The organism is Chryseobacterium sp. 6424 (assembly GCF_003692615.1).
Classification (GTDB): domain Bacteria; phylum Bacteroidota; class Bacteroidia; order Flavobacteriales; family Weeksellaceae; genus Kaistella.
This window is the reverse complement of record NZ_CP023540.1, coordinates 1,216,229-1,231,094: the sequence shown is the minus strand read 5'-3', so window position 1 is coordinate 1,231,094 and position 14,866 is coordinate 1,216,229. Positions and strand designations below refer to the sequence as shown.

The following is a 14,866-nucleotide window of genomic DNA, read 5'->3' as shown; positions in this document are numbered from 1 at the left end:
AAAAAATCAGGACCAACCTGATTTAAAAAGTAAATTTAGTATCATTTTTAATCACCGACAGTACAATGTTGCTGTGGTACTGCCCGATATTGGGAATATTCGCGACTACCGTCGTCATGAAATTATTGTAATCCTTGATATTCCTTGCGACTACCTTTATCATGTAATCATACTGACCTGAAACACTTACGACTTCCAACACCTGCGGTTCCGCGTTTATTTTCTGCTCAAATTCCCGAAGTTTTTCATTAGACTGCTCTTTCAGTACAATATTACAGTAGGCCATAATTTCAAACCCTGCGAGTTCCGCATTTATCAGCGCCACATTTTTACGGATGATCCCGTGGTGTTTAAGCGATTTCACCCTTTCATAAGTAGCGGTGAAGGAAAGTCCTATTCTTTCAGCCAGTTCTTTCACAGAAATAGTGGCATCGTCTTGCAGGAAATTAAGAATCTTGTAATCTGTATTGTCTAATGTCTTCATAAATTATTTGAATTTCAGAAAGATTTCCCTAAAGTTATCGGAAATCTCATCGAGGCACAAATTTCCCATACTGCCCTTGTGGGTGTGCTTTAAATCATCATTCCGGTAATTGTAGGAGCCATTTTCAATGGAGTTTCCGACCTCGCGGTAAGCCTCCCGAAAACTGTGACCCTGCTGTACCAGTTCGTTGATTTTTTCGACGCTGAAAAGATAATCATATTTTTCGTCCTTCAAAATATCTTCTTTTACGAGGAGATGCTTCAGCATAAATTGAAAAATAATCAGGCAGTCTTTTAAATCCTGAATTCCGGGGAACAAAATTTCTTTCGTAAGCTGAAAGTCCCTGTGGTAGCCGGACGGGAGATTATTGGTAAGCAATGTAAGTTCGTTCGGAAGGCTTTGAATCCGCGCTGATTTTGCACGGATAAGTTCAAAAACATCCGGATTTTTTTTATGCGGCATAATGCTGCTTCCGGTCGTCAGTTCAGGCGGAAAAGTGATGAAACCGTAGTTTTGGTTGCTGAACATGCAGATGTCGTACGCAAGTTTCCCCAAAGTTGCGGCCATAGTACTCATCGCCATCGCGGTGATTTTTTCCGATTTTCCGCGCGTCATTTGTGCGTACACCGAATTGATGTTCATTTTCCCCAGATTCAGTTCCTTGGTGGTGAGATCTCTGTCAAGTGGAAATGATGATCCGAAACCTGCTCCTGAACCCAACGGATTTTTCTGAGTAACCGATAAAGCAGCCGCTAAAACTTCGAGATCTTCAGACAGAGATTCCGCATACGCGCTGAACCACAAACCGAAAGAGGAAGGCATACCGATTTGAAAATGCGTATAACCCGGCATCAAGATGGCTTGGTGTGTATCTGCGAGCGTAATTAAGCGTTCAAATAAAATCTTAGACAGTTTCGCGATCTCTTTGATTTCCGCCGATAAATATAATTTTATGGCGAGTAAAACCTGGTCGTTCCGTGATCTTCCGGTGTGAATTTTCTTTCCCGCATCGCCGAGTTTTTGGGTAAGGTTAAATTCGATCTGGCTGTGGATATCCTCTACTCCATCGTTTATAAAAAGCTTATTTTCCTTTGCCAAAAGATACATCTCATCCAGTTCTTTCTGTATGAGATCATTTTCCTCATCGGTTAAAAAGCCAATTTTAGCCAACATCTTACAATGCGCCTTCGTACCAAAGATATCGTATTGTGCCAGTAAGACATCGAAATCTTTGTCTTTACCTACAGTAAACTTCTCAATGATTTCCAGATGATCTTGGTTGGCGGAGTCTTTTGCCCAAAGTTTTTTATTTTCCATGTTTAAAGAATATGAGAGAGGATTTTAATGTATTTTTCGATGCCGTCACCGAGTTCGTTCTCGTAAATAAATTCGTCTGCTGTATGGGAACGCGTAGAATCTCCCGGTCCTATTTTTACCGAATCGAAAGGCATCAGCGCCTGATCCGAAACGGTGGGTGAACCGTATAAACGGCAGTTTTCCTGCTGCGCGGCCAACACAAAAGGATGGCCCAAATCAATTCTTGACGAGTTTAAAGCTAAAGATCTGGGTTGAATTTCAGACTCCAATTCCTTCTGAAAAATTTCTACGATTTCAGCGTTTGAATAATGTTCGTTTGTTCTGACATCTATGGTGAAATGCGTCTGATCGGGCACCACATTGTGTTGTGAACCTGCATTGACAATGGTTACAGTGGCTTTTACTTTTCCAAGCACTTCCGAAACTTTATCAAATTCAAAATGCTGAACTTTCTGAATATCGCGCATCGCCTTGTAGATTGAATTATCATCGTTGATGTGCGCGGCGTGCGAGGCTGTACCTTTCGCGACACAGTTTAAAACGACCAATCCTTTCTCCGCCACAGCCAAATCCATTTTTGTAGGTTCGCCAACGATGGCGAAATCAATCTTTCCTAAATCTTCGAGAATTGATTTCACCCCGTTCGCACCGGAAATCTCCTCTTCCGCCGTTGCTGCGTAAATTAAGTTATACTTAAGTTTCTGTGCATAAAAATGTGTGAAGACCGCCCATAAACTCACCAAACTTGCGCCGGCGTCGTTGCTTCCCAGTCCGAAAATTTTTCCATCTTTCTGTACAGCTTCGAAAGGATCGAGCGTGTACGCGGAGTTAGGTTTAACCGTGTCGTGATGGGAATTAAGCAGGATTGTCGGCAGACTTTCGTCGAAATACAAATTCTTCGCCCAAATATTATTGCATTTTCTCTGAAACTGAATATTTTTAAGGTTTAAATATTTCTCAATGACCAACGCCGTATTTTCTTCTTCCCTGCTGAGCGAAGGAGTTTCAATAGTCTCTCCTTAAGCTACCTATAATTTACTGATTATTAGTATTTTGGGTTTAAAATAGCTTGTTTTTTATTGCAAGAATTTGTATCTTAGAGCTTTAAAACCTTGCAAATATGTTGGGGAAAAATCCAGAAAAGAAGCCAGAATTATTCCGCCCAATGTTGGTGGATTTTATTGACCACGAGCATGAACTTGTTCTACTTTCAGAAAAAATAGATTGGAATTATTTTGAGAAAGAATTTTCGCCCTTGTATTCCAAAGTGGGCAATCCGAGCCATCCGATTCGGTTTATGGTGGGTTGTTTGCTACTGAAACATTTGTATAATTTGGGCGATGAGACGTTGGAAAAAGCCTGGATCATGAATCCTTATATGCAGCATTTTTGTGGCAGGGTTTTCTTTGAACACGAATTTCCTTGTGACCCGAGTAATTTTGTTCATTTCCGAAAAAGAATTGGCGAAAAAGGTATCGAAAAAATCTTTGCCTACAGCGTAAGAATGCACGATGCCAAGACGAACACCTCAAATTTTGTTTTGTCCGATACTACCGTTCAGGAGAATAATACCTCTTTTCCTACCGATGCAAAATTGTGCAAAAAAGTGATTGATTATTGCAACAAAATAGCCGGAAATGAAGGCATAAAACAAAGACAACGCTACACAAAAGTCAGCAAACAAATGGTGCGCAACACCTACAACGGAAAACATCCCAAGCGGGCAAAAGCGGCAAGGAAATCTCAAAGACAGCTCAAAACCATCGCCATGAGACTGATTCGTGAATTGCAACGGAATTTTAATGCAGAACAGCAAGAATTTTATAAAGATTTAATGACATTGTACACCAAGGTTGTCACACAAAAAAGAAACGATGCCGATAAAATTTACAGCATTCACAAGCCTTTTACCCGATGTATTGCCAAAGGAAAAGCGCATAGCCAGTATGAATTTGGGAATAAGGTAGGTTTGATAACCACCGCCAACAAAGGCAAGAAAATCATTCTCGGGATTAAAGCATTTTTGCAAACTCCTTACGATGGTCACACCATAGAACCACTTTTGGAACAGATGGAAACCGGTGGTCAAAAGCTCCCAAAAGAACTCCTTTACGATAGAGGTGGCAGAGGAAAATCAGAAATAAAGGGCGTGAAAATCTCCATCCCAAGCACTCCAAGAAAAAAAGACACTGCTTATCAAAAGCAGACAAAGCGCAAAAAATTTAGAACCAGAGCGGCAATAGAACCTATCATCGGACATTTAAAAACCGATTTTAGGCTGGCAAAAAATTACTTCATGGGAGAAACGGGACCACAAATCAATGCATTACTAGCTGCAACCGCTTGGAACATGAAGAAAATGATGGAACTACTGAAACAGAAAATTATTATCTTATTTTATAAGATACAAATTATGCTGTTTTCTAATCCTGTTTTTAAAAATAAATTAAATAGTGGGTTTTGTTAAGGAACGACTCAATAAGCTCAATGAGGAAACTTTTAGCGTCTTTAATTAAATCTTCCATTAATGTAAACTGATATTTGTCCCCGGTTTTTCGTCATTGAAATAGCTTGAAAGCGCATCGCTTTTGATGATCCGCGCTTCCTCCACACCATGATACAGCGCTCTGAAAGCAGTCTGCAGTTTGGGAATCATGCCGTCGGCTATCTGTTTCGTTTCTTTCATCTGCGTGAATTCGGCTTTTGAAATGTCGGGAATCACAGAATTTTCATCGGTAATGTCTTTCAGAACGCCGTTTTTTTCGAAGCAGTAAATCAGGTGTACTTTATAAGCGGATGACATTGCTTTGGCGATTTCCGCCGCCACTACATCTGCATTGGTATTCAAAAGTTCGCCGTCTTCGCTGATGCTGATAGAATTAACCACGGGAATAATATTCTGACCGATAAAACTTTCAAAAACCGTTTCATCCACCCTCACAATGTCGCCCACAAAACCATAATTGATCACCGAAGCATCTCTTTTTTTCGAAAGGATACAATTCAGATCCGCACCCGAAAGCCCGATGGCTTTTAAGTTCTGCGCGGATAGTCCCGCCACAATATTTTTGCTGATGAGTCCGGCGTACACCATCGTACAAAGGTCAAGCGTTTCGGCGGAGGTTATCCTGCGGCCCTCAACCATCTGCTGTGGAATCTCCAGTTTCTGCGCGAGTTCGGTTACTTTTTTGCCGCCACCGTGGACTAAAATTACCTTTTTCCCACACGCAGCAATCGCCATCAGACAATTCTGCAGCGTTTCTTTACTACTGAGCGTTTCGCCACCGATTTTGATGATGAACAAATCTTCCATTACAACGAGTTTTCGAGGATTTTCTTGATAATTAATTGTGCAGAAAGCGTCCGGTTATTCGCCTGCTGATAAATTAGAGAATTCGCAGAATCTAAAACCGCATCGCTCATTTCAAGATTTCTGCGTACCGGAAGGCAGTGCATAAACTTGGTTTCGGGGTTTGCTTTTAAAAATTGCTCGCCCAAAAGCCAGTTTTCTTTTACTTCAGGCATCGTTCCATACTTATCAAAAGACGACCAGTTTTTCACATACACGAAATCTGCATCTTTCAATGCTTCTTCCTGATTGTGATAGACTGTTGCATCGCCCGAAAAATCTTTGCTCAGGTCGTAGCCTTTCGGATTTGCGATGCAGAAATCTACGTCCGCAGCATTCATCCACTCCGCAAACGAATTTCCCACGGCTTGTGGGAGCGCTTTGATGTGTGGCGCCCAAGACAAAACCACTTTAGGTTTGTGCGGCTGAGTCCAGTTTTCGCGGATGGTAATCAAATCAGCAAAACTCTGCAAAGGATGGCGTGTCGCAGATTCCAGAGAAATTACGGGGACAGTGGCGTATTTAATGAATAAATTCAGCACAAATTCACTGTAATCTTCGTTGCGGTCTTTTAATCCCGGAAAACATCTTAGTCCGATGACATCACAATATTCACTCAAAACCTTCGCCGCGTCTTTGATGTGTTCAACGGTAGAACCATCCATCACCGCGTTTTCCGCAAATTCCCAGTTCCAGGCGTCTTGGCCGGCGTTGATGACCTGCACCTGCATCCCGAGGTTCATTCCAGCCTTTTGGCTGCTCATTCTCGTTCTTAAACTTGGGTTCAAGAACACCAATCCAAGCGTTTTGTTTTTCCCTAAATCACTGAAACCGTAAAGATTTTTTTTTAGTTCCAAGGCTTCCTGAACGAGATCCTCCGGATTTGATATATCGTGTACTGATGTAAAATTTTTCATTTTTAAATAGAATTTAAGGCAGATTTTAAAGAAGAAATGAAATAATCCATTTCGGCATAAGAAATCGTAAGCGGTGGCAAAAGCCTCATGGTTAAAGGATTTGACGCGCTTCCGACAAAGATTTTAAATTCTTCCCTGAGTTTTTTTGAAACCTGAGATGCCGGAATTTCAAAATCAATTCCGATTAGTAGTCCTTTACCGCGAATTTCTTTGATCTGAGAGATCTCCTTTAATTTTTGAATTAAATATTCGCCTTTCTCAAAAGATTTCTCAATCAGATTTTCATTCTGAATAATCTCCAAAACTGCGATTGACGCGGCACAAGCCAGATGATTTCCGCCAAAAGTAGTACCGAGTATTTTATGTTTTGCCGGAATTTTTGGTGAAACGAGAACACCGCCGATGGGGAAACCATTTGCCATTCCTTTAGCAGTAGTGATGATGTCGGGTTTTACACCGAAATGCTGATGCGCAAAGAATTTTCCGCTCCTTGCATACCCCGATTGAATTTCATCAGAAATAAAGAATACTGAGTTTTCAACGCACAGTTCGGAAATCTTCGTCATCATTTCCCGCGAAGGAATCTGAATACCCGCAATACCTTGAATTCCTTCAATAATTACTCCGGCCAAATCCGGAAGATTTTCAGAAAAAAGCTGCCCGAACTGTTCAGCATTATTCCAATCGCAAAAAATAAAATTGTCGGTTTCGTTTACCGGCGCGACAATCGAAGGATCATCGGTTGCCGCAACTACGGCTGAAGTACGGCCGTGAAAAGAATTCTTAAACGTGATGAATTTCTTTTTTCCTGAAGTAAAAGACGCAATTTTCAGCGCGTTTTCATTCGCTTCTGCGCCGGAATTACAAAGGAAGAGGCTGTAATCTTCGTAACCGCAAACTTTTCCGAGTTTTTCCGCCAGTTCTTCCTGCAGTTTATTGATGACTGAATTGGAATAAAAACCAATCTTGTCCAGCTGATTTTTAATTTTTTCCACGTAATGCGGGTGTCCGTGTCCCACCGAAATTACCGCGTGACCACCGTAAAAATCAAGATATTCAGTCCCCTTTTCGTCCCAAAGTTTACAATTTTCCGCCTTCACAATATTTACGGGCATCAGCGGATATACATCAAATAATTTCATCTTAAAAAACAGATGGTTTAAGGTTAAGTCCGGCTTTTTCATTGAAGCCAAACATTAGGTTCATGTTCTGGATCGCCTGTCCGGAAGCTCCTTTCAATAAATTATCAATCGCGACATGTACCGCCAGATTCTTCCCAACTTTCTCAATGTAGATGGCCGCTTTGTTGGTATTTACAACCTGTTTCAAATCAATGGGGCTCGCTGAAACAAAGACAAATTTTGAATATTTGTAAGCATAACGGTAAATTTCATCGATTTCGATCTGACTTAGATCGCTTTCCATCATTAACGTGACGAAAATTCCGCGTGTAAAATCGCCGCGCCAAGGGACAAAATTAATTTCGGTTTTGGTATCGGAAATCAGCGAAATAGTTTTTTCAATTTCGGCGATATGCTGATGGGTAAAGGTTTTATACGGAGAAATATTCTCGCTGCGCCAGTTAAAATTCAGTGTTTGATGTAAAGCTTTTCCGGCTCCTGTGGAACCGGTGATTCCCACACAATGAATTTTTTCAATCTTTTCTTTTTTCAGAATGGGCAAAATTCCGAGTTGAATGGCGGTTGCAAAACATCCGGGATTTGCGATGTATAAACCTTTCGCGATTTGTTCACGATTAAATTCTGAAAGTCCGTAAATGAATTTTTTATCATTCCATTCTTCATCCACACGAAAATCGTTTCCAAGATCGATGATCTTGGTTTCCGGCGCGATGCGTTTTTCGTTTTCGATGAGCCAGTTTTTACTTTCGCCGTGCGGAAGACAAAGGAAAATAATGTCGGCCGGTTGGGCTAAATTCTCAAATTTCAGCATGGTTTCGCCAAATAGATCTTTGTGAACGTCGGTGATAAATTCACCCTGAAGGCTTTGACTCGTTACAAAAGAGATTTCCGCGTTCGGGTGATACAAGAGGATGCGAATGAGTTCGCCGGCTGTAAAACCTGTTCCGCCCACGATGCCTGCTTTTATTTTTTCCATGTTAATTTCCGTTGTTTACTTGGTGATAAATGCTCAACGCATTCGAATATATTTTTGAGAAACCCTTGACGTCAGCTTCCGTCCATTTTTTGTTCATTTCGCCGTAAGTTCCAAATTCTGAAGACATTAGGTCGTTTGGAGATTCCACGCCAATCAGACTGAAATGATATGGTTTGAGCAGAACTTTCACTGTTCCGTTCACGGCTTTTTGGGAATTTTCGAAAAGAGTTTCGATGTCTTTCATCACCGGATCCAGAACTAATCCATCGTGGAGATAGTTTCCGTACGTTAAACTCAGTTGGTCTTTCAGCAGCAACTGGCTTTTCGTCAGCGTATGTTTTTCGAGTAAATGATGCGCTTTCAGAATAATTAAAGGTGCGGCGGCTTCAAAACTCACGCGGCCTTTGATGCCGATAATGGTGTCGCCAACGTGCGTGTCGCGTCCAATTCCGAAAGCCTGCGCAATTTCCTGGATTTTCTGAATCGCCTGAATAGGTTTTAAAAATTTCTCACCGTTTACCGCAGTAATTTCGCCTTTTTCAAAAGTGATAGATACTTCTTCAGGTTCAGTTTTGGAAATCTGAGTCGGATAAGCCTTTTCCGGCAGTGATAAATTGGAGGTCAGCGTTTCTTTTCCACCAACTGAGGTTCCCCAAAGTCCTTTGTTGATGGAGTATTGAGACTTTTCAAAGTTAATCTCAAAACCGTTTTCCTTTAAGAATTCAATTTCTTCATTTCTCGAAAGTTTAAGGTCGCGGATCGGGGTAATGATTTCAGCTTCGGGTAAAAGAATCTGGAAAATACTGTCGAACCGAACCTGATCATTCCCGGCCCCCGTACTTCCGTGAGCGATGGCTTTCGCACCGATTTTCTTGGCATAATCAGCAATCGCGGTTGCCTGGAAAACCCTTTCGGAACTTACAGAAAGCGGATACGTGTTGTTTTTAAGCACGTTTCCGAAAATCAGATATTTAATACATTTTTCGTAATAGTTTTCAGCGTCATCAATCACCCGAAAAGATTTCACGCCCAACTGGTAAGCACGCTCTTCCGTTTTTTTGATTTCCTCTTCGGAAAATCCGCCCAGATTCACCATTACCGCATGCACTTCCAACTGTTTAACTTTAGAAAGATACACGGCGCAAAAAGAAGTATCGAGTCCGCCACTGTAGGCTAAAACTACTTTTTCCATAAGATTGTTTTTATTTTTTTGAATTTAGAGAACAGCTTGTGGCTACTTTCGGGCTCACTCGCTGTGATATCATTTGGGTTGTAAAGCATGGCTGTGCAGAGACAGTTTTTGCGTTCTTTGCTTTTTAAAATCTTGAAGTTCACACAGCTTTGGCAACCGCTCCAGAAGACATCGTCCTGCGTTAATTCCGAATAAGTAACGGGTTTGTAGCCGAGGTTACTGTTGATCTTCATCACTGCCAGTCCTGTGGTCAGTCCGAAGAGTTTTGCGTCGGGATATTGCTGACGCGAGTAATCGAAGATGAACTTCTTAATCATTCGGGCCAAGCCTTCTTTCCTGAACTTTCTTGCCACAATAAGTCCGGAGTTGGCAACATAAGTTTTGTTACTCCATGTTTCAATATAACAGAAACCCGCCCATTCACCTTCCTTAGAGAAGGCCATCACGGCTTTTCCTTCGTTGATCTTTTCTTCAAGATAAGAAGCTGTGCGTTTTGCGATCCCGGTTCCGCGTTCCTTTGCGGATTCTTCTATTTCATTAAGAATGACCGGAATGAATTTCAGTTCTTCTGTACCGGCAACTTTAACTGTAAAATCATTATTAAATTCCACGTATATCTAAAATAGGCGGCAAAATTAGATAATTTATCTTAAATACAAGAATTAATGAGATTATTTTATAATTATGTAGTCTTATTCAGAAGAAAACTTTGGTAAAAACAAAAAAGCGCAGATAAACAATCTACGCTTCATATTATTTAATTAAATGGTTTTAAAACTGCATCTCCGGAATTTCACCTTCGATGATGAGATCAGCTTCTGTAGCTTTGATGATATCTTCCACCGAGATACCCGGCGCACGCTCAAGAAGTTTGAAACCATCCGGTGTCACCTCCAAAACAGCGAGTTCGGTAACTACTTTTTTGACGCAACCGACACCCGTGAGTGGAAGTGTACATTTTTTAAGGATTTTGCTTTCGCCGGCTTTGTTGACGTGCATCATGGCAACGATGATATTTTCAGCGGAAGCTACCAAATCCATGGCGCCGCCCATTCCTTTCACCATTTTGCCGGGGATCTTCCAGTTGGCGATGTCGCCGTTTTCGGAAACCTCCATCGCACCGAGGATGGTGAGATCTACTTTCTGGCTGCGGATCATCCCAAAACTGAATGCCGAATCGAAAAATGAAGCGCCCGGCAGTGTGGTGATGGTTTGTTTTCCGGCGTTGATTAGATCCGGGTCTTCTTCACCTTCAAAGGGAAACGGTCCCATGCCGAGCACGCCGTTTTCACTTTGAAATTCTACCGAAATCCCCTGTGGGACGTAATTGGGGACCAATGTCGGAATTCCGATTCCGAGGTTTACGTAGTAACCGTCTTTAAGTTCTTTGGATATTCTTTGTGCTATCTGTTCTTTTGTAAGCATAACTACGAATTGAAAATGTGGAAGTTGAAATGTTGGAATGTGAAAATGTGCTTTGCTGCGCAAAGAGGTCCTTCGCTGCGCTCAGGATGACATGTTGTAATTTGAAAATAGCTTCAGTTCATATCAGCGAAATCTACGCGCGTTTGCGGACCGTGCGTTGTTCTATTCTTTTCTCGAATTTTTCTCCCTGGAAGATGCGCTGCACCATGATTCCCGGAATGTGGATTTCATTCGGATCAAGTTCACCGGGCGCTACAAGTTCTTCTACTTCAGCAATTGTAATTTTGCCGGCTCCGGCCATGGGCGCGTTGAAGTTTCGGGCGGTGCCTTTAAAAATTAAATTTCCGGCGTGGTCGCCTTTCCAGGCTTTTACGATGGAGAAATCAGCTTCAAAAGCATGTTCGAGGATGTGCATTTTGCCGTTGAACTCTTTGGTTTCCTTGCCTTCAGCGACTTCGGTGCCGTAGCCCGCAGGTGTGTAGAAAGCGGGAATGCCATGTTGTGCAGCGCGGCATTTTTCAGCCAAAGTGCCCTGTGGAGTGAGTTCTACCTCGAGTTCGCCGGAAAGCATCTGTCTTTCGAATTCGGCATTTTCGCCGACGTATGAGGAGATCATCTTTTTAATCTGCCTTTTTTGTAAAAGCAGTCCCAAACCGAAATCATCAACTCCCGCATTGTTTGATATGCATGTAAGGGATGAAACATTGCTTTCTACGAGCGCATTAATGGTGTTCTCGGGGATACCGCACAGTCCGAAGCCGCCGATGATAAGGGTCATGCCGTCGGTAATTCCTTCGATGGCTTCTTGGGCGTTATTTACTCTTTTGTCGATCATTTTATCTTTGATTTTTCGTTACTAAATTTAGGATTTATTTTTGAAATTTGGGTGTTGGAGTAATTGGCTGGATTTCAGCGTAGAGCTGCGTGAGGGATGGAAGCGGCATCCTTTTATAGTTGCGCGGCTTTGCCGCCGCCAACTATAAAAGATATAGCGAACAGCCCGGCCTGAAGAAGGGAATGGAGGTCGCGCCGCCGCAGGCGGCGCGACCGGAATGACCGAATGAGGGACACGCCCAAAAGTACATGGTGACAAAGCGGAAGCCCCTTCCACGAAGGACGTCAACAGAAAATATGCCTCAAAGCCAGTTTACCCTCTCAAATTAAACAAAGACTGAAGAAAATTTTCGCAAACTGTTGGCTGATAATATTATTTATCTTATTTTTGCAGCCTGTTAATCAACCTCTGACGAAGGACGTGAATGTTGTTTGGCTTGACAAAAATTTTTTATTAAAAAAATGGATTTATTAAAGTACGTACAAGACAAGTACATTGCTAAAAAAGAGTTCCCAGAATTCAAAGCCGGTGACACCATCACTGTGTATTACGAAATTAAGGAAGGCGCGAAAACAAGAACCCAGTTCTTTAAAGGAACTGTGATTCAGTTAAGAGGGACCGGACTTACAAAAACCTTTACCATTAGAAAAATGAGTGGTGATGTAGGTGTAGAAAGAGTATTCCCAATCAACATGCCTGCGCTTCAGAAAATTGAAGTGGACAGAAGAGGTAAAGTTCGCAGAGCGAGAATCTACTACTTCCGTAACCTTAGAGGTAAAAAAGCGAGAATTAAAGACGCTGCTTACAAGAAATAATTCAGACTATTTCATTATAATTAAGAAAACCCATCAAAATTTTGATGGGTTTTTTAGTTGTTAAAAACGCCTTTACGTTACAAGCAGTTGATGATTGAAGTTATTTTACTCTGTAACTGCTGAGTAAAGTTTTAGAAGAGCACGCACGCTGCCAATGGCTACAGAGGTATTTCGCCATCCGGTTTATTAACATTAAAGAAATTCAGACCAAAGCTTCTCCCATCGGTTCGTTTAGTGTAATGCCTTAACCGTTGGAGACTTCTGGTGGAAAGTCCATACTTCTGAATGATGAACGCCCTATCAAAACCGCCGATTTCTGATTATTCAGGTCGCATTTTAGTTGTTGTAGTTAGCAACACCAAACGAAAACTTTAAAATTACTGCGCAACTTTCAACAGTGAATTTCTATTCTCCTCCATTAGTCTGGCATCTGATGTATAGGTAAATATGCATTGAGGACAACTTTTGGTCAAAAAAAACGCCTCTTGTTACAGAGGCGTCATTTATTAAGAATGGATTGGCTTAGTTACCGCCTTCCATTTTCTTTTTAAGTTCAGCAAGTACATCTAAATCACCCAGGGTAGATTTTTCTTCGTTGCTTGAAGAACCTACTGGCTTGTTAGATTGCTCTTTTACGTTCTTTCTCTCCTCGTCTCTGAAGATACCAGTGTGAGAAACTACCACTCTTTTGAATTCTTTGTTGAATTCGATCACTTTGAACTGAGCGTCTTCACCTTTCTTGATCTTAGATCCGTCTTCCTTCTCTAACAATCTAGATGGGCAGAATGCCTCAACTTCTGCATCTTCGAACTGAACTTGGGCTCCTTTGTCGAAAACTTCAGTAGCTTTTCCTGCATGTACCGTTCCTTCAGCATATTTAGTCTCGAATTTATCCCAAGGATTTTCAAGAAGCTGCTTGTGACCTAAAGAAAGTCTTCTGGCAGCAGTATCCAACTCAAGAACTACTACGTTCAGTTTATCACCAACGTTGCAGAATTCTGATGGATGCTTGATTTTCTTAGTCCAAGAAAGGTCTGAGATGTAGATCAATCCGTCGATACCTTCTTCAAGTTCTACGAATACACCGAAGTTGGTGAAGTTTCTTACAGTACCTGTGTGCTGAGAACCTACTGGGTATTTGCTTTCGATGTTAGACCAAGGATCTTGGTTAAGTTGCTTCATACCTAAAGAGATCTTTCTGTCTTCTCTGTCTAAAGTCAATACTTCAGCTTCTACTTCATCACCTACCTTCACGAAATCACCAGCACTTCTCAAGTGAGTTGACCAAGACATTTCAGATACGTGGATCAGTCCTTCTACACCAGGAGCAACCTCTACGAATGCACCATAATCTGCAAGAACCACTACTTTACCTTTTACTCTGTCACCAACTTTAAGGTCAGCAGAAAGCGCATCCCATGGGTGTGGCTCGAGTTGCTTCATACCTAATTGGATTCTTGTTTTCTCGTCATCGAAATCAAGAATTACCACTTTAACAGTCTCACCGTCTGAAAGGATTTCAGATGGGTGGTTTACTCTAGACCAAGAAAGGTCTGTAATGTGGATCAATCCATCTACACCACCAAGGTCTACGAATACACCGTAAGAAGTGATATTTTTAACAGTTCCTTCAAGAACCTGTCCTTTTTCTAATTGACCGATGATTTCTCTCTTCTGGCCTTCAAGGTCAGCCTCAATAAGCGCTTTGTGAGATACAACAACGTTTTTGAACTCTGGGTTGATTTTCACCACCTTGAACTCCATTGTCTTACCTACGAACTGATCGTAATCTTTAATAGGCTTCACATCGATCTGAGAACCTGGCAAGAACGCTTCGATACCGTGTACGTCAACGATCATACCGCCTTTAGTTCTTGATTTTACGAAACCGTTAACGATTTCACCTGTTTCGTGAAGTTCGTTTACTTTATCCCAAGCTTTCAGGGTTCTGGCTTTTTTATGAGAAAGCTGTAGCTGTCCGGATTTGTCTTCTCTTCTGTCCACCATTACCTCTACCTCGTCACCTACTTTAAGGCCTTGGTTGTAACGGAATTCATTAAGAGAGATTACCCCTTCAGACTTAAAGTTGATGTCAACAATCGCTTCTTTGTCGGTAAGTCTTACCACTTTCCCTACAAGTACATCATTGTCGCTCAGGTTGTTAAGTGATCCGTTGTAGATCTCTTCCAGATCGCTCTTTTCTTTTCTGGCGTCCGCATCAAGACCTGATTCGAAAGAATCCCAATCAAACTGTTCCGGTGCTACGTTTTGGTTCAAAAGAACCTCTGCTTTGTCTGTCGTTTCTGACATAAAATAAATAATTTGTATTCCTTCTCTTTCAGTTTTGGCTTAATGTGGCAGCTGAAAAATACGGAAGAAGTTAGTTGTTAATGTTTTAGCTTCGCCAAATGATT

The 14,866-nt window shown here is 41.6% G+C and carries 14 protein-coding genes; 2 read left to right on the top strand and 12 right to left on the bottom strand.

Features of this window, described 5'->3' with window-relative positions; all coding sequences use genetic code 11:
• Positions 1–22 precede the first annotated feature (22 nt).
• The 3 genes from CO230_RS05790 to CO230_RS05780 are packed head-to-tail and all read right to left on the bottom strand — an operon-like array spanning position 23 to position 2,694.
• On the bottom strand, positions 23–484 hold the full coding sequence (locus CO230_RS05790) for an Lrp/AsnC family transcriptional regulator (RefSeq protein ID WP_122027728.1): 462 nt from the start codon (positions 482–484) through the stop codon (positions 23–25).
• A gap of 3 nt (positions 485–487) precedes the next feature.
• On the bottom strand, positions 488–1,801 hold the full coding sequence (gene argH / locus CO230_RS05785; RefSeq protein ID WP_122027727.1) for an argininosuccinate lyase: 1,314 nt from the start codon (positions 1,799–1,801) through the stop codon (positions 488–490).
• A gap of 2 nt (positions 1,802–1,803) precedes the next feature.
• Positions 1,804–2,694 (bottom strand): M20 family metallo-hydrolase, encoded by an 891-nt coding sequence (locus tag CO230_RS05780; protein ID WP_317124761.1) that lies wholly within the window; start codon positions 2,692–2,694, stop codon positions 1,804–1,806.
• A gap of 227 nt (positions 2,695–2,921) precedes the next feature.
• Between CO230_RS05780 and CO230_RS05775 the strand changes: the two genes are divergently transcribed.
• Positions 2,922–4,268, top strand: a complete 1,347-nt coding sequence (locus CO230_RS05775; RefSeq protein WP_122027725.1) for an IS5 family transposase — start codon at positions 2,922–2,924, stop codon at positions 4,266–4,268.
• Between the two features lie 57 nt (positions 4,269–4,325).
• On the opposite strand, the gene argB is transcribed toward CO230_RS05775, so the two are convergent.
• The 8 genes from argB to CO230_RS05735 all read right to left on the bottom strand — a co-directional run bounded on the left by argB (position 4,326) and on the right by CO230_RS05735 (position 11,637).
• Complete coding sequence (gene argB, locus CO230_RS05770; RefSeq protein ID WP_122027724.1) at positions 4,326–5,114, bottom strand: acetylglutamate kinase; 789 nt, start codon at positions 5,112–5,114, stop codon at positions 4,326–4,328.
• Entirely contained in the window at positions 5,114–6,067 is a 954-nt protein-coding gene (locus tag CO230_RS05765; protein WP_122027723.1) for an acetylornithine carbamoyltransferase, read from the bottom strand. The genes argB and CO230_RS05765 overlap by 1 nt, the downstream gene beginning before the upstream one ends.
• 2 nt (positions 6,068–6,069) lie before the next feature.
• A complete protein-coding gene (locus tag CO230_RS05760; protein WP_122027722.1) occupies positions 6,070–7,209 on the bottom strand; it encodes an aspartate aminotransferase family protein in 1,140 nt (379 codons plus the stop codon).
• 1 nt (position 7,210) lies between these two features.
• Positions 7,211–8,185: an N-acetyl-gamma-glutamyl-phosphate reductase gene (gene argC, locus CO230_RS05755; protein ID WP_122027721.1), complete on the bottom strand. Its 975-nt coding sequence runs from the start codon at positions 8,183–8,185 to the stop codon at positions 7,211–7,213.
• Position 8,186: 1 nt separating this feature from the next.
• The gene (gene argG, locus CO230_RS05750; RefSeq protein WP_122027720.1) at positions 8,187–9,377 is read right to left on the bottom strand and encodes an argininosuccinate synthase; all 1,191 of its coding nucleotides are present in this window, start codon (positions 9,375–9,377) and stop codon (positions 8,187–8,189) included.
• The gene (locus CO230_RS05745; RefSeq protein ID WP_122027719.1) at positions 9,365–9,988 is read right to left on the bottom strand and encodes an N-acetyltransferase; all 624 of its coding nucleotides are present in this window, start codon (positions 9,986–9,988) and stop codon (positions 9,365–9,367) included. The genes argG and CO230_RS05745 overlap by 13 nt, the downstream gene beginning before the upstream one ends.
• Before the next feature lie 160 nt (positions 9,989–10,148).
• Positions 10,149–10,802 carry a CoA transferase subunit B gene (locus CO230_RS05740; RefSeq protein WP_122027718.1) on the bottom strand — a complete coding sequence of 218 codons (654 nt, stop codon included), beginning with the start codon at positions 10,800–10,802 and terminating at the stop codon, positions 10,149–10,151.
• A gap of 133 nt (positions 10,803–10,935) precedes the next feature.
• Positions 10,936–11,637 (bottom strand): CoA transferase subunit A, encoded by a 702-nt coding sequence (locus tag CO230_RS05735; RefSeq protein ID WP_122027717.1) that lies wholly within the window; start codon positions 11,635–11,637, stop codon positions 10,936–10,938.
• A gap of 461 nt (positions 11,638–12,098) precedes the next feature.
• Between CO230_RS05735 and rplS the strand changes: the two genes are divergently transcribed.
• On the top strand, positions 12,099–12,452 hold the full coding sequence (gene rplS / locus CO230_RS05730; protein ID WP_122027716.1) for a 50S ribosomal protein L19: 354 nt from the start codon (positions 12,099–12,101) through the stop codon (positions 12,450–12,452).
• A gap of 522 nt (positions 12,453–12,974) precedes the next feature.
• On the opposite strand, the gene rpsA is transcribed toward rplS, so the two are convergent.
• Positions 12,975–14,762, bottom strand: coding sequence for a 30S ribosomal protein S1 (gene rpsA, locus CO230_RS05725; protein WP_122027715.1), 1,788 nt, complete (start codon positions 14,760–14,762; stop codon positions 12,975–12,977).
• Between the last annotated feature and the right edge of the window lie 104 nt (positions 14,763–14,866).